The organism is Teredinibacter sp. KSP-S5-2, from assembly GCF_032773895.1.
GTDB lineage: Bacteria > Pseudomonadota > Gammaproteobacteria > Pseudomonadales > Cellvibrionaceae.
On record NZ_CP120416.1, the window covers coordinates 2,352,992 to 2,379,294 of the forward strand.

The following is a 26,303-nucleotide window of genomic DNA, read 5'->3' on the forward strand; positions in this document are numbered from 1 at the left end:
CATTACTGATTAAAGCTGACTTGCCAATTTTCAGAATTCATTAACCATACAATTAGAGAGAAGAGACAAATTCGTCTATATTTTTAACGGATACCAGTTTTGCATTTTGATATTTTTCCGTTTTCACCAGCTCTCGGGTAAACTTAAGATCCTTTAATACCGCGTCAGTCATTGCCATATTAAACATGGGATAAGGGATACCCATATCGACGTCCATTACAATTTCCCATTCAATTACACCATTGTCTTTTGGTGTAAGACGAAATCGGTTATTAAGCTGCCTGACGCGCTCAACACCCTCAGTAGGAGGAATGTATGTTGGTGCGGCCTGAACATTAATCACAACTTCTTTCGTTTCTTGATCCTGGGAATAATTCAGCATCATCACAATTTCTTTCGTGCCAATCGGTTCGGGCATAATGTGCTTCACGGAATAAAATGCCAGATATACATCTTCGTTCTCATAACGACTATGTACTGTAAAGTCTTCTCCTTCAAAGTCGTCCGCTGTTGACTCGTCACCACGCAGTAAGAACGTAGCACTTGATAAACTTGTTTCAACATCCATTACCGCACGAAATTTGAGAAGCGTTTCCCCCGGGGTTTTCAGGGAATAAACACTAATGCCATCTTCTTCTACCTGAAGTTCCCATTCATTAGAACCACTAGACTTCCATACATTGTGAGCAACAACCACAACAAGCATTAATCCCAAAAATGTAGGAACAAAAACTTTCCTTATAAACCTAAATATTTTGGTCATAGAACACTCCGAATTAAGTTATTTATAAAATTTTTAACAAAAACAGCCTCTTCGCCAAAGTCTAAAAACGGCGAAAGCAGCTTAAAAATTGACAATTACGATAGAAAAAGAGGAAAAACAAATAGAGGAATGACCTTAAGCAAACTCAGGCTGAGCTTCTGATGTTTTAAACAGCCTTTTGGCCAGATATTTCCCTAAACTCACCAGTGTTAATGTCGGTGTTGAGTTTACGTCAGAAATAAGCGAACTATCACACACATAAAGGTTCTTAATCTTTGTTTCCAGGTTCGTATTCAGGTGCTCGCCAACTTTGAGTAATGCTCCCGGATTACTCGCAACGAGATTTGTTCTAAAAATATTCTTTGCGCCGGCATTACGTACAATTTTCTCTGCAACCTCTCCGGCACCTTTGAGTTTCTCCAGGTCGCTTTGAGTAAATACTTTATTAAACCTACCCTTTTCATCAACTATGCCGCTTACCTCGTCATTCAACAAAATACCGACGGAGAACATTTTTGCATGAGAAAATAGTTTGCTAATTTTCAGGTTGGCTAACATGACCATCCGAAACAGGGAAGCGTTCATAGTTCCGTCGCCCACTGACACACCATTACCCAAGTCAATATCCAGACACCCCAGAAAGCCCTCACCACCATTTAACTTTGGCACAGTTCCACATACCATAAACCCAGGCTTACAGAAAAACCCTTTATTACCAACATCGTGTATGCCACTGGATTTCAGTAAGGCAGGCGTTGAAAATGAACCTGCACCAATCACCACCTTATCAGCAAAAACTCGTGACAGGCTGCCTTTTGTGGGTTTGTACTCAACACCTATTGCCATCCCATTTTCGGTAATAATCTTCTCTACCTTGGCTTTGGTGATGATTTCGACACCATGATTGAGTGCCTCGAGCAAAAACGATTTTGCTTTCCATAACGCCTCATAATGGTAGGTAGGAGTTTCACACTTTGACTGATCAATAAACATGTCATTTTTCTTTACCGAATACCCCAGCTGGCTGGCACTCTCTCGAAATAACAACGACTGATTAGCTAAATAATCATCTGACAATTGAGTTATCGGCAACTCCTTCTTTGCTTCCTCATATTCCGCCGTAAGATCAATTCCCATATTATTCAGGGCTTGCTCGGTCGGGTATTTACACACACCGAAGTAAAGCGACGTCGCACCGCCAGCGGTAATACCGGAGAGTGCCTTTACCTTTTTATTTAATTTAAATTCCTTGGCTACAGAGGCAATACCTTTAAAACTATTTTTTAGCGGTACGTCTGCCCCTTCTTCTATGACAAGAACCCGTTTATTGGTTTTTGATAATTCTTTTGCAATTGTTGCGTTACAGGTTCCCGAACCAACAAGTATTACATCATATTGACTTTCTTGTACCTGATTTACCATATTGCACTCTCTCAGTTTGAGTTGCTTATTGGAAGGGTAAACAGCCTCGTTCCCAATTTACATTTCCCGGTCTTTAATCCAGTCTATGGTCGCGCTTAGTGTTTCGGTAATCGGCCTCGGCTCCCACCCCAACTCTTCTCGAATTTTCTTATCAGAATATCTATACGGTTGGCCAACCAACTCAATAGGCGTACCAGACTTTTCGGCAAGTTGTATTGCTTCGTCAAGCGTGAGCATGCGCTCAGGGACAACCATGTCTTCGTCCAACTCACTTAATAAATCGACTAAATCTGAAATGTGTGTGCCCGGAACTAAATAACGTCCCGAGGCATTTTCTTTTTCAAAGGCTAAAATATGCGCAAGCGCAACATCACGCACGTCAACGACTGAACACTGAATAGGAAAACGAAAAGGAAGTTGGTTATTGATAAATGCGCTAGCGTTGACCGTGCTTGGCGTTTGCTTGTAGAAATTTGGCCCCATAATAATGCTTGGACATATCGTGACCATATCCAAATTATTTTCTTTGGCAAATTCCCATGCTGCCTGTTCGCTCACCAGTTTGGATCGAATATATGGATCCTGAGGATCACTCCAGTCAGCTTCAGTGAGCGGCGCGTCTTCCGACCCGCCAAAACCGATTGCGGCAATACTACTGGTGAAAACAACACGCTTGACACCTAGCTCTTTGGCAACACTAAGTACTACCTGGCTACCTTCCGTATTATTTTCAACAATGCCTTCGCCGAGACTTTGTTCATCGTAATGATATAACGCAGCCACCTGAAACACGCCTTCGACACCTTCCATTGCCGCTTTTATTGCGTCTCTATCTCTGATGTCTGCTTTAAACATGGTGACATCATAGCCGTCAAGAATGCCCTCTTCGGCAACTTCTTCCGGGTTACGCACAGTGACGTGTACATCGTAACCCCGTTCACAGAGCGCTTTAACCAAGCTATTACCTACATGGCCATTTCCGCCGGTAACTAACACTTTTGTAGCTGTCATTGAATTACTCCACGCCTAAGGCTTCTTCGGCCAACGAATGATTTGTATTGTTCTGAGTATGCGTCTGGAAATCCTGAATTCGGGTCATAAAACCACATTCTTCCATTTCCCAACGCTCGAAATATTTATCTATAAGAAGCTTCCATTCGGGTAAACCTGTATCCATACGTTGCAGAGCCTGTTTGAAATTATTCTGATCAAAGGGAAATAGAATCGCAAAGTAGCCATCCATGACTTTTCTGTTACGCACCGAACCTTCGGCATCGCGAAGCACACACTCCAAAACAAAACCATTTACCGAGTTGATCTGGCTAATATAACGAACAAATTCATAGCATTTGGTTAAGTATGTATCCCGCGTAACGCGGTCAAACTTCAACCCTTTCTTTTCTGCTTTTCGATATAAGTTGGAAAAGCTGTAGGGCTTCATATGGGTTGCGTGGAAAATTTTGTTCCACAATTCGGAGTTATTGCCCACCGCCACGATCATTTTTGCGGCGAAGTCAACAGGAAGCATGTCCAATACGTCGCTGGAAATTTTTTCACGGCAACCTATTGCCAAACGCATTTGCAGCAAGCGGTGCAACATATCATCAGTTTGTCCCATTCCCGTTATGCTGGAACCTGAGAGTTCACCAAAGCGATAAATTGCGTAAGGAATACCCAAAGCAAAGGCGCGTTTTAGGAAAGTTTCCTGAACCCATTTGGATTGGCCATAACCGCCGTAAACCTGTTCGCCATCGGCAACAAAATCCTCTTTTTCATAAATAGAGAATTCCTCTCCGATTTTATGCGTACAGGCGGAAATACTTGATACAAAATGAATAAGCTTGACGGTTTTAGTCGCGGCAAGCTTCAGTATCTCCAGCATCCCCTGGGTGGATTCTCTAAACGTGGCATAGCCTTCGATATGATTCACATGCGCGGATGCGTGTATGATTTGTTGTGTTTTTTCCGCACAGTCATTCCAGTCCTGCTCAGCAAGACCCAATTGATATTTATTCAAATCGCCACATACAACTTCGATGCGACTGCGATCAAGACTTAACTGATACTGGTCCGCCTGCTGCTGGATTCGATGCAAACCATGCTCATTGTTTTCTGCTCGAACCAGACAAATTACGCGCATTGTCTCGTTAGAGGTCAACAAATCGGCAAGAATATGAATCCCCAGAAAACCTGTAGCGCCGGTGAGCATGACATGGCTTAAAGGCTCCTCGAATGCACGGGGTAATCCGTCAAGATCAGGAAGTTTTAAATCCGCTTCAGCGTCTTCAACATGTAATCGAGTATTGTTTATTTTTTCTTCTGAAGAAGCTGATTGACCACTGAGGCTTTTATTACCGTTATCCAAAGACGTGGCCAAAACGGCTTTTTCATAAACAGAAATGAGAGAAAACACCGACTCATATTTACTCAAAAGCAAACTGGATAAACTCTGGATAGAGGTACATTCAAAAAATGCGGTGGGAGAAAAATCTGGATCAATGAATTCTTTGATGGACATGGTCATCGCGGCCATATCTTTCGATGTCACACCCGAGTCCATAATGTTGATACTCAGATCAACTTCCGCTGCCGAACAAACAAGTTGTTTGGCAAATAACTCCTTGACGTAGAGCTGAGCCTTCTCATCACCGCTTAACTCACTTAATAGCGCGCCCTCTTCCGAGAGATCATGACTTAAGCTAAACAGATATGTGTGTACCGAATTGGCTCCTGCCTCTGCGGTGGTATTAATAGCCGGTGCATGCTCGGCACTATTTTCTACCTCGTCCGAAACATTGCTCGACAATCTAGGCATCTCATCGAGGGTCTTATTACTGGATATCCAGAATCGATTGCCTGCAAATGGATATGTTGGCAAGGGTATTCTTCTACCAGTTTTCTGTACACCGAGGTTTTGCCAGCTTGGTATTACGCCATCACACCATAAACGTGCTAATCGCTTTGGTTCACCGGTTTTCGCCAGCAAATCAATAAACTCTTGCTTTTCTTTTGCATTTAGCAAGCCTGTTACGGATACCGCGTTCGAAATATGGCCGGACATAATTATCTCTGACCGCTTACCTTCCACGAGCATAGACAGATTATTTTTCAGAGACTGGATATCCGAAGCAAGTACAGCAGCACGATAATCAAATGATTTACGACCGACCTGCATGGTATAAGCAATATCTAACACGCTTAAAGTGGATTCATGTTTGGTAATGAAATGCAATAAACGCTCGGCCATTTGTTGTAGCTGCCGTTCATTTCGCGCAGATATTGGAAAAATACAATGGCTCGGATTTGCATCAGATGAAACAACCGATTTCGGTGCGGGAAATTCTTCAACTATAACGTGTGCATTGGTGCCACCAGCACCGAAGGTACTAAGCGCACCTCTTAGTCGCCCTGCTGATTGTTTAGGCAACCAATCTTCGAGTGTTTGCTGAACATAAAATGGTGAGTTTGGAAAATCGATATTCTCATTCAGTTCTGTTGAGTGTAAGGATGGCACTAGTTTTCTGTGCTTCATCTGCAATAGAACTTTTTGAATACCAACAATGCCAGAAGCTGCTTCGGTATGACCAATGTTGGTCTTCACTGAACCAATTGGACAACTTTGCTTGGCCACTCCCTGCTTAAGATACGCATTATTTAAACCGGAAATTTCAATCGCGTCACCAAAATCGGTGGCGGTACCGTGCGCTTCGATGTAACCAATCGATGCTGCATCGATTTGTGCTTTCTCGAGGGATTTTAGAATAAGCCTGGCTTGGGGGTTCGGATTTGGAATGGTATACCCACCCGTTCGTCCACTGTGATTGACCACCGCACTTTTTATGACACCGTAGATGTGGTCTCCGTCCTTTAAGGCTTCCTGTAATGATTTAATGTAAAGTGCCCCCACACCTTCGGCCTGGGCGTAACCGTTAGCACCTTTACCAAAAGAACGACAAACACCGTCTTTGGATAATGAACCGCCAGCATGATTAATATCATAGCGACTTTGGTGTAAATCCAGATTCACACCACCGACAATTGCGGATGAACACTCGCCGCTATTAATCGAATCGCAGGCCAGTTTTAATGCGGTAAGACTTGATGAACATGCCGTATCCAAAGTTAAACTCGGCCCGGCAAGATCCATCCAGAAGGAAACACGATTGGCAATACTCCATAAAAATGAATTCGGACTGACGTTGTTACCAGCAAGCTTTTCTTCAACGCCCAGCATTTGGTACATCGCCCAAACAGCGCCAACAAAAACCCCGACATCACGATCATTATCTTTGGCCAGCGTTTCCGGATAATAACCAGCATCTTCTATCGCTTGCCACGCAACCTCCAAAAACTGTCGTTCTTGTGGATCAATGATCTCAGCTTCTTTATCCGAAATACCAAAGAATTCATTATCAAAAGAATCGACCCGATCAATAAAGCCGCCACGGAATGATTCAAGGAGGCCATTATTCAACCGCTGCTGCAAACGTTCAGTAGGGATAACATCAATACAGTCCGTTCCTGTTACCAGATTTTGCCACATCTGCTCCATATCATCGGACTTTGGATAACGACCAGCCATACCAACAATGGCAATATCATTTGGCTGCATGTGAGTAGCGTGAATAGGTACAGGCTGTTGTTCAGCCTTTGGTGCATTGACCAAAGTATTTTCGCGATATTGCGACCGAGGAATCACCTGAGACTTAATGTTGTGCAGTTGCTTTATGACGTAACGTGTATCGATGTCGGAGAAACCTTCACGTGCATCGCCATTCTTCGCCAGCTCTGGAACAGTGTGAATATGTTGAAAAGCACCAACTAACCGATCTGATATTTCCTGTGCCTGCCGTGAGCTTAAACCGGCAGGAACGGCCAAGCGAACAAGCCCATTCAGCGGTGAGTTTTTTTGCATACCGACATTATGTTCGCCCGCGCGTATTCCGGTATGGAGATATAACCAGGCAACAAATGAAGCAACCGGGTACTCGAATTGAGAAAATTCAGGCAGCTGTTTTACATCGATAACAACGCAGTGTCTGCCCATAGGGGAAAGAACGGGAACCTTATTTGCATTCAATGATTCCCATATCCGTTGAACAGAGGTATTTCTCTGAGCAACATCGGATTCAATTCGCTTTTTATTGCTTAACGCAAATGCCACAAGCTTTTGATCGATAAAGTCCAGCCCGGCACCCTCTTCGTCAATTAACGCCTTAACATGGCTAAACAGATTAGCGTCGTTAGTTGCAATTAAACCGCCTTTGTTCACAGCAAAATTTTTCGGCAGACTGACAAAGACACTATCGGCGTAGGAAAGTAATTCCGACACGGTCGACCATAGCTCTCTGGAACTGGGTTCCTGGCTGACAAGTAACAGTGCGTTATCGATAATGCGCGTTGCATCCATTACCAGTGGTATACCGTAACTTGAGACCAGTTTTTTTAATGCTGCAAGTTGCGAAACATCAACGCCATAGCCACCAGCTGCATTGTTGTTTAATTCGATTACGGTGAGTGTGATTGCCGAAGAACCAGACAATAATGACTCAATTTCGGCTAAATCCAATCCACCCTTGAACAACTTATCCGAGTTTAAGTTGAACACTTCAGGGCTGGGCACCTCCCCAGGAGTAAAACCGTTATCAATCTGGTTGAATATCGTGGTGGGGAAAAGAAGATTTTGAAGAACCGTACCTTTATTCTGGTTTGCCTTAAAAAAGACTCTTTCTGCTTCTCTTCCAGAAGGAAGCAAGGCGACATACTCAAAAGGAAAAATGGCTTTGACGGCACCAACAACATCAATAGGTGATTGGAGTTTTGAATATAAAGAGTTTATATACTGATCGATATAAGGTTCTGAGAGTTGAGCCCAGGAGTCTGTTTTTAAATCAAACTCAACTTTTGAAGCGGGGATGTTTAAAGGATTAAAGCCAAAATCAGCAAGGTCTAACGAGCGAGAACTGCCGTCAATCACAAACGCATTCTCATCAACAATTGGCAAATTATTCTCAACGCTACTTTTTGGTTGAGCGTTGTCATTCACATTACCCGATGCGTGTACGCTAATCGTATCCAGCGGTGTAAAATTTTCGTTCTCTGGTGATTGTGAATTGTCCGGATTGGCAATCATCATAATAATATCAATGAGATTGTCCGGGTCGCTATTTTCCAGGGGCCGACAGAGTAAGATGCTTTTGTTCTCTGGTCGAAACTTGTTCTTAAACTGCAAATTACCCGCGTCGTTAAAGATATTTTGTTCTCTTAAACTATCTAATACTTTATCGACTTGTTCATCCGCGTTGGGCGATTCTGCAATCTTTGGCCCAAGCGTGGCGCCCATACTCAACATCTCGTAGCCTTCGGCAACAAGAATTTCCATGATTTTGACGATCGAAAACTCCAAGCCACCGAGAGGCATATCCGCAGGGTAAAACTCCAAATCCATTAGAAACCCACGACTATCTGGCGACATTTCAGAAATAATGATCACATTCTGTAAAACGTCACCGATATAAGTCAGAAATATTCTATGTTCTGCACTAAAGGTGCCCGCTAAAATTTCCTCACGTGCGACATATACAAGCGGGTTAACCATCGTTCTGGATTCACACCACTTGTCTATAATTTCAGCGATATTTTTATCTATATTCTGGTCTGACCCACAAATATACTCTTTAGTAACGCACTCTCCTTCTTCTTCAAACTTGTTTACCAAATACCTCAAACGGCGCATTTTCCCGCCCTTTAAAGTGAAGGAAGATAGATTTATAACCCTCTGAACCGCTCCAAACGGAGTCGAAGAAAAGCCATCACCCGAGACATTATCAACCTGAAAATCAGTGAGAATATTGAGTGCATAATTTTTGCTCTTGGCGTATTGATATATCTCTCCGGCGACCTCCTGAAAACACACCAAAGGCCCCGTGTAACAGTACGCAAGCAAAATATTGCCGTATCTGGAATAGTTAAAATACGCTTTTCTACTACTGCCAATAAATAAATTTGGCGCAATATTTCTGCTTCCTCGAGAAACACTGCCTTCATTTTTATATTGGTTAAAAATGTCAACGAGAATTGGACCAAGCTTTGGATGCGCAAACCCATCTTTCCAGGAAATCAATATTGGAGATTGTGGCATCTCGGCGTTAAGGTTGATGTTATCCGTTGTGTTTTTTGGGTTTTGCTTCTGCCTCTTAACTTCGACTGAAGTTTCAACACTGGATAAATCGGAGCCATCAGCAACTGCATCACCTGTTGAAGCAGAAAACTTTCGCTCTATGATGTCGCTGTAGTTTGTTACAAAATAATTGGCTAAATCACTGACATTAAAATTTTCAAATAGCAGCGTTTTCGACAAGGTTCCAAAGCTTTCTTCAAGCGCTTTGACTACTTTTAACGCATGAAAAGAGTCCACGCCCAACTCACCGAAAGGTGCATGAGAATCAAAGTCCGCACTCAAAGTGTTTGCAACATCTGAAATCAGTTTTTTTAGATAGCTTTCAGTAAATTCGATGAGTAATGCCTGGCTAGTCATCCTATTCCTCACGAGATGTATTGCGCCAAACTCAACTACTGGACAAATTAAGAAATCAGAGCGCTGAAATCTTCGCCAGAAAAGAAGAATTTATTACAGAAATAATTAGTTTACGATTTGGAGATTAGTTGGCCGATATGGACAGAGAACCAGCATTTGATGTTACGCAGAAACATAACCGAACAAAATGCCAGATAAAAATATTATTAATAAATGTACACAACATACTTTTTACTTAGGTATCTACAGAACTATTTAATACAAGCACTAAAAACTAAGTATTTTTTAAAATACACAACAAAAAAATTTTCTGATCAAACTCCATCCTACAAAAAATAGAATTCGCCAGTACACCACAAAAGGTGACGGGTCAACGACTGGACAGAGGTATTAATAATTAGAGAAGGTACCGGAATACAAAAATTTTGAAAGAAATTCGCTTAAATCAACATTTCGGCAACTAAAGTCTTACAGGGAATTTTCTTTCGGCCACGCTACCGCCCTACATTACACTGCATAGACTACAAAACAAACAGATAATGGAGGCGCGAGCTGGAATTGAACCAACCTAGCCGGATTTGCAATCCAGAGCATAACCACTTTGCTATCGCGCCTAAGATTCTTTTTGCCAATTTTTATTCACGCGTGAACTTTTTTTGGCGTCCAAGATATCTTATTTAGTGTTACATACATTCGATAAAATATTCAACCGCATTTCGGCTACAAACTACCCCTAAATACGTAACAAATTATTTTCTAATGTCTTAACAATGAATACAAAGCATCAAAACAATAATTATTTAAGTCAGACAGTATCAAGCATGTCTCAATATTCATCAGATACATTTTTGCGCCATTAATATATGCATAAAAATATGCGTGGCTTTTTTGATCATCACTTTTTTTAACGAATAAAAAATAAACTCAGAAACTATTCCATAACCTCCTACACAAACGACCAATCAATTTCTATCTCCTACCAAACCAATCAGGAATGAAAAATCATCAGGCAAAGATTATTTTTTTATTATCGGCTTTATAAACAAAAAATTATTATTTTGTTTCATCTTTATGAATTTTTTATTATGGATTTTAAAAACTTCGTACTGTATGCTATATCACGTATTTAATTAAGGAAGCTTTTACAGCCTGTAAAAATAGTGGAAATTGAAAAGAATCACCCTACCCCAAAATATTCTTTTTAATATTAGAGAGTTACGCTCTTACAATAACTATCAAAATATAAGAGTGTAAAAAAAACCAACACAGAACTTTAGGTGTTGGTAAATTAAGTAATTCTAATCAACAACATGGAAAGGAATTATTTATTTTTTAGTCAAAACTACTTCAGACATAAAATATAAATCTCTAAATACCATAATGGCCATTTAAAAGCTGTATAGAGAAGTAAAATGAACAAGAAATGGTATTTAGTGTATTGCAAGCCCCGGCAAGACATCCGAGCAGAATGTAATCTAGCAAGACAAGGCTTCGAGGTTTATCGTCCAACCATTCAGGTAAGCAAATCAAAAATTGGACAGAAAAGAACCTCAAAAGTTGAATCACTCTTCCCTGGCTATGTGTTTATTCATGCAGACCCTCAAGCGACTTCGCTCGCCCCCGTTATGTCTACTTTTGGCGTGGCCGGTTTTGTAAAGTTTGGACAGACGTATGCCACAGCCTCGAATGAATTGATCATACAGATAAAGGCAAGCTTTGCTGAATACACCAGTTCCATATCTGCTGATGCATTTACTCACGGAGACAAAGTCCGCTTAAATAGCCCTGGGTTCGAGCATGTGAAGGCAATTTATTGCAACCCGTGCGGAAAGGACCGCGCGCTAATATTACTCAACATTCTCGGTAATGAATCAAAAATGATCGTTGCCCAAAAGTGTATCTCTGTAGCTTAATTATTCTGTTTCAAGTGTTAGGTCGTTTTGTACAAGTGATTGGTATTCTCCAAACGCCGTACAACTTTCGTCTACCACTTGGAACAAGTCGATTAACCTCAAACACTTTAGACTGACGGTTTTTACATTACAGTTTTATGTCACCATGGTTGGACTTTTATATGTTACATATAAAAAGGGAGATCTAACCCGAGTCGTGAGCAAGAGATAGACACAAAGGAGCATATGTGTGTTTTTGGAATAGCATGCTTGAAAAAGCGGTAATCCATTATCTTTATTAAACGCTCAAGTTATAGTACTAGACTCGAAAAATATGCGACTGTCGTACTGAGCATCATTTTTACCTGATCACGACTATAGTCATCGTCCCCGCTATAATGTAGTGCGTTGGTGAACAGTTGCAGTATGTCTCTTAATAGAAGCCAGCGCCCCTGAATGTTGAGGGATTATCGCTCAGGTCTTTGAGTTAACTGAAGTTTTTCTCATTATCTTTTTCTTTCTAAACTTTTTCTACCTTAGTTAGTAGTTTAATATTTTTTCTCGAAAACCGGAATACCACATTATTAAACATGATTGCAGTAAAAACTACCATGATAAAAACTAAACCGCCCAACAAACAGAAAGAACATACTGAACCATCATAAAAATAACCTCATACATTCCAATTTTAATTTGGATAAAATCAATAACAACACTAATTACAAATAGACATCAACTAGAAGATATTGCATCAATTTGACAGAAACTCTCGATCAACTCTGCGTATGATTTTTTTATTTCATTTTTAGTAGTACTCTCATCGAGACGATGTTCATATACCCAATCAATCAATTTATCCAGATTAAATGAAGCATACCCTTCACCTGTCGTCTTCCAGGGCATAACCATAACATTATAAGAAGGAAAGCGAACATATCGAAGAGAACACTCCATCGCGACATTACAAAAACCGAGATCTTCCTTTTTTACAGACAAATCTTTATACCTATCTGGACATAAGATAGCCACACGTGTCCAGGCCCCGGACACACCTTTAAATTTATCAACAAAGTATTTGAGACATTTATCGGATACAAAAAATTTATTATCTTTTTTATATGTTATTACCACATCAAAATCGTCTTTATCACCATCAGATTTATTTTTCACCTCAACACAAACACTCGAAAACACTTTCGCCAAGAGCAGTTCAGTCAAAGTTTTTTCACAAGCTGTACGATGATACATATCCATAATTATTCTACATCTAGCATCGGAAGAAACTTTCACTTCCGTTAACTTTGTAGAATGCCCCCGATTCTCCTTGGTCAGAACCAATACTACTTCATTACATTTTAAAATATCCGTTACTTTTACATCTGAAACAATCATTTTTTCCGAGACATCCGACTCATAAACTTCATTTATACTGACCCCCTTATCCAAAAACCTGGAAACTCGAAAAGCCTTAACAAAAGCCAAATCATCCCCATCAAAACTTGTCAATGCCCACTCACTCCATTCAAGCAGAACAGCATCAATACATCTCACCACCTCCTTTTTATTTTCTTTCTTAATTTTGTTTCTATTTATCTCCAATATTTGATCGGCATTAAAACAATGCAGATCTATATCAAGGCTCACAAAACTCGTATAAAACGGCTCATCAGTTTCTTGTCCTTTAAAATACAGAAATGAATTATAATCGCCATCGCCACTCGCATTAAAACGGACAGAAACCCCTGACTCATGATAGTATTCTTCTCTTTTAAAAACACTTTGAGAAAAAGGGATCAACCTATCATTAAATTTTAAAACAATAGGAACAAGACACCTTTTTGAAAACTTTTCAACCATATAAATAAGCTTTAAAATTTCAATATTTATTTGATTATCACAGACAAAATCATGTTCCTCAATCTCCGAACAGGTCTGCTTATCATCCAAAGAGTAGCTAAATCTATCAGGAAGAAGATCACAACTCAGGGAAAACTTCATATTTGTACCAACTTCCAACCGATAACTATCCTCCACCATTCTTATAAAGATATTACCGACTCTCGACTCTTTCGGGTCTTTTATTTCTAGACAAATAGCTTCTCGATCATAAAAACTTTTAGTTTCTATTGCGACCTCGTCCGTTATCATAAAAACACTTTGAAAACCTATCCCGAATGCACCTGACGGCCTCAACCACACTGGCATACCGCCCTCAATAGATTTTTTTCTTATATTCTTTTGAGAAGAGCCAATCTTCTGCAGATAGATCAAATCTTCCTTACCGATACCAATCCCTTTATCCTTAACTTCAACACTCCAATCAATACTCTTTTCGTCTTTTCGCTCTTGATCAACACTTACTTCTATAGAATACAAATCATCAAGTATTTTTTTAACATTCAAATTGGGTTTATTAAAATCCACATCAGGATATTTATTTAAAATAGTCTTATCACACCATATTTTTAGCAAAGTCGCATCCACAGAATTTTGCAATATTTCCCTTATACATTGAAATGAATTTGAGTAAAGTCCTGCTCCTTGCAAAAGCTCCATAATTTTATCCTTGTCAACATCAAAACCTGGCGGCTTAGCTTTATCCAAGAGCTGAAAGCCTCGTAATTGAACATCCAATTTCCCCACTGTCGGCAGCAATCCCATTTTTTTATCCGGCACAATATCATCCCAACTCATCATTTGTTGATTAACTTCACCCTCTAAATACTTAAACCAACCAATGGTTGCCATATACCCTTCATAGGTATCACATATCGCATGCACTTCTATTCTATTTTGATCCATTCTAAAATGTTCAATTGACATATGTTTTTCTATATGAGCACATGTAGTTGCAGGCAATGCACCTGCGGTTTTTAACATAACGGGACAAAACCTATTATCATCTAAATCAAGAAGGTCTCCTAAGCGTAATAAACATGCAATATATCTAGGGTGAGCATTATCACTCCCAACTCCAACGGCACATTTTTTTAAGCTCATTACTTCTTGAAAATCATAACCATGATGCGCACTTACTTCCGCGAGAATCTTAAATAATCTTGAAGGTAGCAATTCGTTTCTTGGACTACTTAGTCCAATTTCTTGCCAGGGATTTTTTATGATTTTTTCGGATTTTTTCGCATGCTTTCCCCTATAGAATTCCGCCAATAGCAATCGTACCTCTTCAAAAGCATCTAACGGCCACGAAGATTTGTCGAAAATATCTTGACTAATCTTTGATGAATATTTTCTCGCTAATACGCAATACTCATGACTAGGATCAGAGATTAACCGCTTTATAAAATTTTTAAATTCATCTGTTTCCCAATCATTTCTAATATCATCCATTGGGACAACCATTCCAATGTCATGACAATAAGCAGCCTCAAGAATCAACCAAAGATCTGTTGCAGATAAAGCTCCTATACTCTCTTCCCCTAAAATTCTTTCAATGTTAGTGACAATCTGACTTGAATGAGATGCATCATGCATGCTGTAGTGAGGAAAGATCTGACTTATACTACTGAGAGCCTTTGAGATTAACTGCTCATCAAATACCCACTGAGCCCAAAGAACACTTAAAACAGGATCTTCTGAACACAACTTTTCTAACCTGGATTTTATTAAAGACGCCACAACACACTCTCTCCTTAAATAGAAACAAGGCTCTCAGATTGTTTTACAATCAAATCAAACGCAACTATATGAGAACATATAAATATTAAAGCATAAAAAAACTCGACATTACCCCTCAGAACTCAAAGCGACTTGGCAATCAAAACACAACAGGAACGACACAACAAACAATTTGACGTCAGACGTTATGGAGAGATATATGTGTGAAAAAATATTTTTGGGGCTTTTTTTCAAAGAAATAAGCTTATAACGGACACATAACTCAATCAAACCTCCTTTAGGAATCGAAGAGTTTGATTCCCCTAAGAAATAGGGCACAAAAAAAACTACACTTTTACCAATCAATCGATCCAACAGGAAAACGTGCGCTGTCGCGAAAGCGAAACAGGAAGTGTTCAAGGAGATATGCAATAACCAGAATACAAACCGACGTGGTAACGATGTCGCTTACGCTGTGGTATTGCTGATATAGCATCAACAGCAGATAAGCAACAAACGACAAGATAATCCAAACTACTTTTCGTTGAATTAATACGACCAAGCCAATGATTAAAGAAAGCGATACCGCGGTGTGCGTGCTGTAATCCAAACCAAATGTTGGCCACAAGCCGATGGCATTATCGAGAAACATTAAACCATAGGATGCAATAAGGAGCGCCGTCAGAAACACAACCGCCCTTCCAACATGAATACGCTGTTCTTTTTTTCTAGTTGCTATATATGTAACACAAAGAATAAAGCTTATAAGTAAGGTGGGTGTGTACGCATCAGCGATGACATCGAGTTGCTCATAGGTCATAACGAATATCCATTTTGTTTAACGTGAATTCCGAGAGCGCATTGCTATAACTATTTATTGGGTATATTCATTTAAATACGGTAAGCCGACAGCGGAAAGTTTTTCCAACGCTCCGTCCAATAGTGGGTTAACTTTTGCCCTGGCCTCTTCTGCTGTTATTTTTTGCATTTGGCGTTTTAACCCTGCGCCAAGAAAATCAAATGGATTGGCATTGTCTTCAATAACCCAGAACTCTTCCCCGCCATAAATATGAGGCAACCGAAGAATTAATTCCTGTTCGCTCGGTTGACTTCCTGTGCGTGGGTCATAGTTTGGACGCATACCAATTTCTGGAAAACGCTGTTGGTTCGACCACCCCATTTCGATGGTGAAGGATTCATGCCCTTGGGCATTTGGCGATAAAATAACAAACTGCCATATTCCATTCGATAATTCACGGTAGAAAGCTTTCTCTCCCGGCGCCAAGTAAATTGTTTTCACAGCATAGGGTTGAAAATCCGAAAACTTCTCTCCCATTTGTTTAACAAAGTAATCTCTTAGTGCTTTTCCGTATTCTTTTTTCATGATGTTAAATCACCCAGATAACACGTTGTTTGTAGCCTGATTGTTTGGTTTTCAAACTGAGAAACAGTTGAAAACCGAGAGTAAAAATGAAAAAGAAAGGCCGGAAGCATACCAGATGCCCCGGCCTTTGTTCAGTGCTCTTGCATGGTTCATTTACGCCACCCCCTAAGGTTGGCGCAACGCCATAAAAGTTTATGGCAACAGGAAGAAGAACCTAGCCCACTGAACCAAGCCCCATAAGCCGGACACATGTTGTATTGCGCCAGCCTGTGGGCCAAGCTGAGTCAGTAACAAGTTCATTTGTGCCGCTGATGGCGCACGGAACGTAAACAGTACAACCTGCGCACCATTTCCGGCACTCAAGGATGTTTGCATTTGCCCAACAAGTCGGGTCATGGCTGCGCCAGTGGTTCGCGGCAAGCCATACTTCACTTCAATAAGTGCCACACGACTGCCCACTTGTGCCCAGAAGTCGATAACTCGGCGACCGCCGTTACCAACAAGCGTGACACCACGTTGCAAGACAACGCCGGGAATACGAGCCAATATTCGACCCACGGCATTTTCAACCACCATACCCAAAGCTCGAAGTGCAGCCCCACCCATCGCCCGTGAAATAGCAAACCCGATTCCGACTCGCGACAACGCGAGGTTAATACCGCGAGTCAAACCACCGATAAAGCCGATGCTTACAAATTTACCGGATGGGTCTGCCCGGTTAACCGGGTCGTTATGGGTGTAGTTGTATTTATGCAAGCTGGGTGGATCGAACTTCCATCCTGGGAAGCTATCGCGGGTAATAAAGCGCCCTGTCTCTGCATCATAGAATCTGGCTCGCAAATAGTAGAAGCCAGTATTCGGATCGAGTTGCTCAGCGTTGAACAAGAAGGTATTCACGCTGGAGCCAGTGCGGTTGGTCAGCTTGCCAAACGCTTCGTAACTGTAGGTATCGGTTACGGTTTGCGTTGCATCCGTTAATGCCCGAGTCGAACCTTGACCGTCAAAGTGATAGTAGCGTGTAACGGCATTTCTCACCTGACTGACTAAGTCATCACCGTAGGTGTAGCTGGCGATAACGGTATTTCCGCTACCCAGTTCGGCCACCACTTTCGCGTGTTCAAAAGTCGGATCGATCAAATAGGTAGTGGTTTGCCCACCCACGCTAGACTGGATTCGATTGGACATCGCATCGTATGCGTGACCCGAGGTTTGACCACCTTGGGTGGTGGACACCAAACGGTTCGCGCCATCGTAGCCGTATTCCACACGACCAGCTTGTGTGATTTTAGCTACGCGATTACCGTTCAGGTCGTACTCGTACTGGACGACACCTTCGCTCAGCATTTGGTCATCGCTGCTATAGGTGTATCCAATCGATAACCCATCAACCACTTTGGTTAACCGGTTGCCAACACGGTCGTAGGTGTATTCAGTAACGGAGGCCAACTGTGCTGGCTCTTTAACCGATTCACTGACCAAACGGTAGACGTCATCATAGGCGTAGGTAACTTCACGCCCACTATGCTCAACCACCTTTAAGCGGTTGCCGGCAAGGCCCAGAGTATAGGCATAGCTGGAAATCACTTGACCTGCGCTGGTTTCGTTCACCAATGAGGTTAAGCGATCCAGGTTGTCGTAGGTATAACGGGCAACCGTGCCATTGGCGTGGGTAACGCTGGATCGATTGCCTACCGCGTCATAGGTGTATGAAGTGACGCCAGCATTAGCATCAGTCACGGTAACCAAACGGTTTAACGCATCGTAGCCGTAGCTTGTTGCGCCAGCGTTGGTTTCTTTACTGAGCTGATTACCTGCCGCATCGTAGGTGTAAGCAATGTAAGCACCCGATGAGTACTCTACCCGTACTGGCCTGTCTCGCAGGTCATAGGTATAGGTCACCGTGGCTGTTGCATTACTCGTGGTGGCCACATTTCCAGTTGGCGTGTAAGTGAAGCGCTCAACAGAACCATCCGGCAACGTCTTTTCTATCAGCTTATTATTTGAGTCATAAACAAAAGTTGAGGTTTGACCCGCAAAATCGGTATGACTCAGCTGGTTGCCATTCGCATCGTAGGTGAAGCTTTCAACTCCGCCACCAGGCAAGGTGTGTGTCAGCACGCGCCCTTCGTTGTCGTATGACCAACGAGTAATTCGGCCTTCGGCATCGATCTGCGCAACCTTATTGCCCACCTCGTCATACTCGAAGCGTGTTACCGAACCGATTGCATCGGTGACCGCTACCAATTTACCTCTGACGTCATATTCAAACTGGGTGGTTTTCCCGGCCTGATCCGTTTCACTCAGAATCTGGCCTATGGCATCCAGGGTTTGACTGACAGCGGTTCCATCGGCATATCGGGTAGCCAACTTGCGATCCAGCGCATCGTACTCATATCGCGTCACACGACCTAAAGGATCGGTTTTACTAATGAGGTTGCCGTTACCGTCGTATGCAAATGTTGTGCGTTCTAACAGCGCATTAATTTCAGCTGTTTTACGCCCAGCAGCATCATACTCATAACTGCGTACCTGGCCGTTTTCGTCGGTTTCGGTCAGAACATTGCCGAGGGCGTCATAGGTTTTTTCAACATAGGTGCCATCTGCATAGGTTTCCTTAACCAGGCGACCCAATACATCGTACTCGTGTGTTGTGGTGTGCCCTGCTCGGTTAGTGCTGGACACTTTGTTACCCACGATATCGTACTGCCAAGACTCAGAGGTACCGTCCGCATATTCCGTGCGAATACGGTTGCCATTGCTGTCGTAGAAATGCTTGGTCTCGTTGCCGTTCGGGTCTTTCTCCGTAGCCACCTGGCCGGATGCATCGTAGGTTTTTTCCCAACGACCACCCTCAGCATCCACTTCGGCCAGAACACGCCCATTACGGTCGTATTCTTTACGCTTCACAACGGTGTATGTGTTGCCGTCGATATCCGTGCGTGAACGGGAGCTTGAGGTCTCACGACCATTGGCATCGTAGCCAAGTGTTTCGACGTTCCCCAGTGCATCGGTAGTAGTCGCGACTTTACCGAGCGCATTGATGGTGTAAGTCGTGGTATTGCCTAATGCATCCTTGGTGGAGGTCAACGCCCCCTGAGCATTAAAGCTGTTGGCCGTCACATTGCCCAACGCATCCAATGATTCCGTTACATTGCCGCTGGCATCCACAGTATTGGTAACCGTGTTGCCATTCGCATCGGTCATCGATGTTAGCGCGCCCGTACTGCTGTAGGCTCGGGTGATGGTATTCCCCAATGGGTCCGTCAACGAGGTCTGATTACCATTGACATCATAGGAGGATGTCGTAGTGTGGCCTAGCGCGTTGGTAACACTGGTGCGGTTGCCTGCCGTGTCATAGCCAAAGCTTTGGGTATGCCCCATGGCGTTGGTTTCGCTAGTAACATTACCGGAGTCATCGTAAGCATAAACCGTAGGGTTACCATTTTGGTCGCGGACGATTTCCGTATTACTGTCTGTTGAATGCTCGAATGCAATACTGTTGCCTTCGCTATCGATCACCTCAACAATTTGACCGGCATCGTTGTAGATATTCCGCGCAGCAGGCAAACCAGACGGATCGATCACATCGGTTAAACCGTGGTTACGGTTGTACTGGTACTGAACCACGCTACCTTCTCTATCACGCACGGCAGCCAAATCGCCTTTTGCGGAATAGAAGTAGTCAACAGAGTCCCCTGCCGGGTCCGTAATTTTGGTAATACGGCCCTGTCCATCTCGGGTGAAGGCCACGCCCGCACCGCTTGAATGGGTGATACCGTTGTAACCGAAGTTCACCTGGTTGCCATTCGGGCCTTTAACCGATTGCACACCAAAGCTTTGATCCAGGCGATACACGTAACCATCGTTTGTGGTTAATGTGTAACGGCGAGGCTCATACGGTGCAAAATCTCCGTCCAGCAACTGACCAGCGTTGTAGAACAACGCGACGGCACCATCTGAAACTAGAGAAGCTTCGGTTCCCGGCGCTGCGTTATAGGCGAGATCCACGTTACGTGGAGGATATAACGTCTGACAGTTATTCTGCGCAGTGGCGTTAAAGCGCATTGAGCGACGACCAGGAAGCTTGATCTTCACGTAATGGGCGCTGGCCGGTTCCACACAATAGGTTGGAATGAAACCACCGGACTTCGACATTGCCCAGTTGTTGCCCATCACCGTGTTGGTTTGTACATTCAGGTCTTGGTAATCCACCGCCCAGCCGTGGCCAAAATCAAGTGAACGGCCCTTTAAACGAGAATCGTAAGTTCGCTTCACGGCCACAGGAATGCCGGGCAAACTGATATTCATATCGCTTAAGGTCATGGAGAAGCTGCCGACAGGTACGTCTTCAGTCAGATCCAGCGTAATGTTATCCAAGCTGGAAACGCCGTTAACATCCACAACTTCCAGAATCAGGTCATACAACCCTGCGGGGTATTGCAACGGCTCAAGAACGGCTAACTCGCCATTCACCACAGGAGTCAAACCATAGGCTAACTCTTCATAACCATTTTGCCCTTTCAACCGCATGAGTACGCGATAGTGCGCAAGGTTGTCATCATTGGCCGTACCGGTAATAGCAACACGATTCGCTATTTCTGAATCCGTAGCAGGTGCACTGATCAAGGCTTCCGGTGCAGTTGCGTCTGCGCTATTGCTCACAGTGTAGTAGGTTTTGCTGATGACGGAATCACGGCTGTCTGAAGCGGTAGCACTTAACTCAAAACGCCCTGATTCAGCACTGGCCGCAAGGATTGCAACACCATTTACTAGAGTTAAAGGCTGCCCCTGATGACTTGCAAGAACCGCAACATCACCACGCCCACCTTCAGCGACCACCTGAACAGTTACTTGCTGGCCAGGGTTAACGATTTGCGGTGACACCACAATGGTGACATCCAACGGTGAGGCAAATGTCGGCTGATCGGTGACCGCAATGGTGTAGTTTTGGCTACTAACCGCCTGACCATCACTGACTGAGAGGGTTACATCGTAATTGCCCGTAGCTGATGGTTTCCAGGAAACCACCCCATCACCACTTATGGCTAACCCGGATGGGCCTTCAACCAGGCTATATGCCAGAGTGTCGCCGTCCACATCCGATGCTTTAACAGCATACGCGTAAGGGAACCCTGGTGTAGCCTTGGTTACCGGTGAAGAGTCGATAAAGGGTGCAGTATTACCGGAGGCAGAAGTCACCGAAAGTACATAGGACTGTGTTTCAGCACCGCCTCGCGTATCAGACACGCGAATTTGCACTGGGTAGTTACCCGGTGCACCGGCAGCCCATGTGATGACACCAGCACTATCGACAGACATTCCTGCAGGCGCTCGCGTTAGCGCATAGCTTAATGGGTCTGCATTGCCATCAACGGCTTGCACGGCATAACGATAAGCTTCGCCTTCGACTACCGTTGTTAACGGCGAGCTAAGAATGACGGGAAGCTGATTTTCTTGCGCACTGACCACAATTGAGAAAGTTTGCGTGGCACTGGCCAAACGGCTATCAACCACGCGCACTTGTACACTGTGTACGCCAATTTGCTCGAAAGATGGCAACCAGACCAATAGACCGTTGGTCATACTCATGCCAGATGGGCCTGAGACCAGACTGTATGTCAACGCATCCGCTTCAGCGTCCGTGGCAGTTACCTGATATTGATACTCAATGTTTTCCTGAGCATTCTGTGCAGGCGTACTGGTGATCTCTGGTGCTGTATTGGGTTGCTCAGTAACAGCAATACCAAAGCTTTGCTCAACATAGTTACTGGCTGAATCCGTTACCCGCACAACCACGTTGGCAATGCCCACATCGGCAATACCCGGCAACCATTGCACTAAGCCGGTGGCAGAAATCGACATTCCCTGAGGGGAAACGGCAAGCGCATACGTTAAGCTGTCACTCTCCGGGTCAGATGCCTCAACCTGATACTGGTACTGTGTGTCGATCTGGACTGTGTTCAGCGGGGTGCTGGAAATCGTCGGCGCAAGATTTGGCTTCGCCTCAACCGTTAAGGTAAACGATTGGTTTGACGTTAACAGGCCATCGGTCACCTCGATAACAACCGGGTGAGCACCAATATCTGCCTGGCTCGGTGTCCAGGAAAGAGAACCGGATTGGCTGATTTGCATGCCCGCAGGTGCGCTGGACAGAGAGAAGCTAATCGGATCGTTCTCCGCATCATTGGCAACTACCTGGTAGCTGTAGAGGCTGTCTTCAACCACTCTCAATGCTGGCGAACTCTGAATTACCGGCGCAGTGTTCACGCGAGGCGTTACTTGCAGGCTTACAGCTTCAGAAGTGCTGCCACCCACACCATCGCTCACACTTATTGTGAAGCTATAGGTACCCTGGTCACCCAATGCGGTTGGCCATTGAACCATGCCGGAAACACTATCAACGCTCATTCCCTGTGGCGCATTGGCCAGAGAATAAGTTAAAGCATCGCCATCACTATCAGACGCAACTACTTGATAACTATAGGTTTGTGTCTCACCAACAGAAGCTGGCGAGGTACTGGTTATTTGTGGGTTGCTATTGGCAATGGTGATAGCAAAGTTTTGCTGATCCGCAGCGCCGGACAAGTCATTCACCACCACTTCAACTGCACTCGGGCTTGTTGAAGCTTGTGTTGGTGTCCAGGTAATTAAACCCGCAGTGCTGATGGACATGCCCTGTGGTGCGATGTTCAAGCTGTAGCTAATCACATCCCCCACATCCGGGTCGGTTACCAGTACCTGATAACTGTATTGCTGGCCTCGCTGCGCGGTTTGAACCGGCTCGGAGGTAATGGCTGGCATATCATTGGTGTTGGCAACATTGATGGTGAATGTCTGCTCGACAAATAAGCCATCAGCGTCAGTCACACGCAGCGTCACCGAGTTATCGCCGACATTGTTGTTGACTGGCAACCAGCTTATTTCACCATTTGCACTGTCAATTTGCAGTGCGGCCGGGCCATTCACCTTACTGAAACTTAATACGTCACCAGCATTAGGATCACTGGCCAGTACGGTGAATCGGTAGGCGGTATCTTCTGTCGCGTTATCCAGGGTTTGGGTGGTGAATACCGGGGCAACATTTTGCTCCGCTACCGTCACTGTGAATGACTGCGAGCCCGAACCACCGCGGGTATCAGATACCACCACAATAATGTCATGAGTACCAATCTGCTCAGTGGTTGGCGTCCAGCTAACCAAGCCGGTTAATGGCTCAATCGTCATGCCTGGTGGGAATTGTCCCAAGGCATAAGTCAAGGCATCGCCATTACCGTCAATGGCGGTTACCTGATACTGATACAGGGTGTTTTCAACCGCTTGGGTAACTGGGGAGCTATCAATGGTTGGCGCGAGGTTGCGCTCTTCCACCGAGATCGAGAAATTTTGCGTATCACTAAGACCCGCCGCATCCTCAACCACCACGGTGACCGATTGCGTGCCCGCCTGACCAACAGTCGGCGTCCAGCTAATCGCACCTTGAGCATTAATCGTCATGCCTTGCGGCGCAGTGCTCAAGCGATAGGACAAGCTGTCACCCAGATCGGGGTCGACCGCTATCACTTGATAACTATATGCCTGAAGTTCAGTCGCAGAGGTCACCGGGCTACTGGAAATAACTGGAGCCTGGTTAACATTGCTCACGGTCACAGTGAACACCTGTTCCGCAAAGGCACCCTGGTTATCTGTCACACGCAAGATAACCGTTTGCTGTCCGACTTGCGCGTTAATTGGTGTCCAGTTGATTACGCCCGTTGTTGCATCTACGGTCATACCTGTCGGGGCAACCTGCAATGCAAACTCCAAACGCTCACGGGCATCCGGGTCTGTCGCTTCCGCATCATAGGTATACAAACTACCTTCTTGCGCGCTTAAGACGGGTTGACTGGTGAAACTCGGCGCACGGTTGCTCAAGTTAAAGCGGCGCGCTGTCGGCGTTGCCGTCACTTCACGAGAACGACATACCGGCTGGCCACTTAAAGACAGCTCTTCGACGTAGTAAAAATACGGCGTATCCAATTCCAAACCAAGGTCCAGATAGGTCGAGTATCGGCTATCGGTCGTTGCTACACGCTCATATGGACCACCTTCATTCAGGCTGCGATATACCGCGTATTTCGCTGCACCGGAATCTGTCCAGGTTAACTGGATTTTGGTCATTTTAGGCCGCGCAGCCAAATCGGCCAGACAGTTACACAACGCATCGGCAGCATCGCGTACTCGCACCTGCGTAACAGCGATATCGCTTAGGTCAGACTGACCACTGCTGGGGAAAGATTCCGCGGTATTATCGGTTACCCGCAAGCGAATAAGATGATCACCAACCCCTAAAGCTTGTAGCTGAGCCGAAGCATCCACCACTGAGCCAGATAGGTCACCGAACACTAAATCATTGTTGAGATCCCATTGATAACTCACGATCTGATCGCCAGGCAAACCGGGTTCACTTTGACCATCATCGGGGTTAATGGAACCCGCACCATTCAACTGCCAAGGCGTGTATTGCGGACAGAACGAGTAAGGTCCACCAGCATTCGCCGTCGGTTTCAGAGGGGGTGTACTGACATCCACAAGCACCGTTGTGCTGGCCGTTTGTGGCGTTGCCGCATCATCGGTTACGCGCAGAACGACCGGATATTTACCCAACTCAGGGAATGAAGTGGAAGCAATTGGGCCGGAAGCATCAAAAACGCCATCGTTATCAAAGTCCCACTCCCAGTTAACAATTGCTCGACCGTCAACCAAGTGATAGGAGTTGGCCCCATCGAGGGCAACGGTTTGCCCTGCCACCGCCGGGTTTGGTGTTGCCTGTGCAACGGCTACCAAATCCCCTACGGGTTTTTGACTGAGAATTTCGTCGACTTTCACCGCCAACAGAGCTTTGGTGAAGGACTGAGCAGTCAGGCCACCGGCACGCAAGCGGTTCAAACTCCATACCGCTCCACCGTTTTGCATGGCCATATCGACATAGTGACTGATACTTGCACCGCTACCATTGATTGCTCGCGGATTAACACAAGTGGTAAAGCCGCCCTGTCCATCTTCAACATACCCGACACCGGTACTGTCCATGCCCAATGCGGTGGTGCCATCTTCACAGCGTAAATTTACATTTATCACCGCGTTTAATAATGCGCGGGAATCGGTTAGCGAATCCAATACACTTTGGAATGTGATATTGCGATCGGTATTATCCCTGTCTTCATCGGTTGCCAGAATAACGTTTAGTACCGCACCGTTACGTCGAGGATACTGATCAATCGCGTACTGGATACCACGCCAACCGTCTTCCGTACCGCCGTTAACTACGAGCTTGCTGGATGCCGTGACAAATTCACTGGCGCTGCCAAGCAGGTCATCCCCAACGTTAATACTGCGGGGGACAACACGAGAATTACCAAAACCCACCAAACCGTATAAGTTAGGCTGGGCTTCACTGCCAATACCATATTGTTTCAAACTTGTTTCAAGAGAAGGTATTGCATCGCTAAGCCAACGCTGCTCACCCGACATCGAGCCGGATTCATCGATGACGACAACAACATCAGCGGAAACCGGACTGTATTGGGCATGGGCAAATGGTGCGCTTAGAAGGGGGACTACGGTTGTCATTAACAACGCGCGAACCGACCGAATGAATCGCATCACAAGATTCCTTTTAAGTGTATGTATTTTTTTGTCAGCGGCGTTTTT

9 protein-coding genes and 1 tRNA gene are annotated in these 26,303 nt (G+C 44.4%); 1 reads left to right on the forward strand and 9 read right to left on the reverse strand.

Going from position 1 to position 26,303, the window contains the following annotated elements:
• Positions 1-52: 52 nt before the first annotated feature.
• From P5V12_RS10310 to P5V12_RS10330, 5 genes are all read right to left on the reverse strand, one after another.
• Entirely contained in the window at positions 53-763 is a 711-nt protein-coding gene (locus P5V12_RS10310; RefSeq protein ID WP_316957271.1) for a hypothetical protein, read from the reverse strand.
• 135 nt (positions 764-898) lie between these two features.
• Positions 899-2,185, reverse strand: coding sequence for a GMC family oxidoreductase N-terminal domain-containing protein (locus tag P5V12_RS10315; RefSeq protein WP_316957272.1), 1,287 nt, complete (start codon positions 2,183-2,185; stop codon positions 899-901).
• A gap of 57 nt (positions 2,186-2,242) precedes the next feature.
• On the reverse strand, positions 2,243-3,196 hold the full coding sequence (locus P5V12_RS10320) for an SDR family NAD(P)-dependent oxidoreductase (RefSeq protein WP_316957273.1): 954 nt from the start codon (positions 3,194-3,196) through the stop codon (positions 2,243-2,245).
• A 4-nt stretch (positions 3,197-3,200) separates the two neighbouring features.
• Positions 3,201-9,722, reverse strand: coding sequence for a thioester reductase domain-containing protein (locus P5V12_RS10325; RefSeq protein ID WP_316957274.1), 6,522 nt, complete (start codon positions 9,720-9,722; stop codon positions 3,201-3,203).
• Positions 9,723-10,262: 540 nt separating this feature from the next.
• A tRNA-Cys gene (locus P5V12_RS10330) sits at positions 10,263-10,336 on the reverse strand.
• A 798-nt stretch (positions 10,337-11,134) separates the two neighbouring features.
• Between P5V12_RS10330 and rfaH the strand changes: the two genes are divergently transcribed.
• Entirely contained in the window at positions 11,135-11,635 is a 501-nt protein-coding gene (gene rfaH / locus P5V12_RS10335) for a transcription/translation regulatory transformer protein RfaH (RefSeq protein ID WP_316957275.1), read from the forward strand.
• 711 nt (positions 11,636-12,346) lie between these two features.
• Here rfaH and P5V12_RS10340 read toward each other — a convergent pair.
• The 4 genes from P5V12_RS10340 to P5V12_RS10355 all read right to left on the reverse strand — a co-directional run bounded on the left by P5V12_RS10340 (position 12,347) and on the right by P5V12_RS10355 (position 26,255).
• Positions 12,347-15,250, reverse strand: coding sequence for an ATP-binding protein (locus P5V12_RS10340; protein WP_316957276.1), 2,904 nt, complete (start codon positions 15,248-15,250; stop codon positions 12,347-12,349).
• 334 nt (positions 15,251-15,584) lie between these two features.
• Positions 15,585-16,049, reverse strand: a complete 465-nt coding sequence (locus P5V12_RS10345) for a hypothetical protein (RefSeq protein ID WP_316957277.1) — start codon at positions 16,047-16,049, stop codon at positions 15,585-15,587.
• 54 nt (positions 16,050-16,103) lie between these two features.
• Positions 16,104-16,613, reverse strand: coding sequence for a hypothetical protein (locus P5V12_RS10350; protein WP_316957278.1), 510 nt, complete (start codon positions 16,611-16,613; stop codon positions 16,104-16,106).
• Between the two features lie 192 nt (positions 16,614-16,805).
• On the reverse strand, positions 16,806-26,255 hold the full coding sequence (locus tag P5V12_RS10355) for a putative Ig domain-containing protein (protein ID WP_316957279.1): 9,450 nt from the start codon (positions 26,253-26,255) through the stop codon (positions 16,806-16,808).
• Between the last annotated feature and the right edge of the window lie 48 nt (positions 26,256-26,303).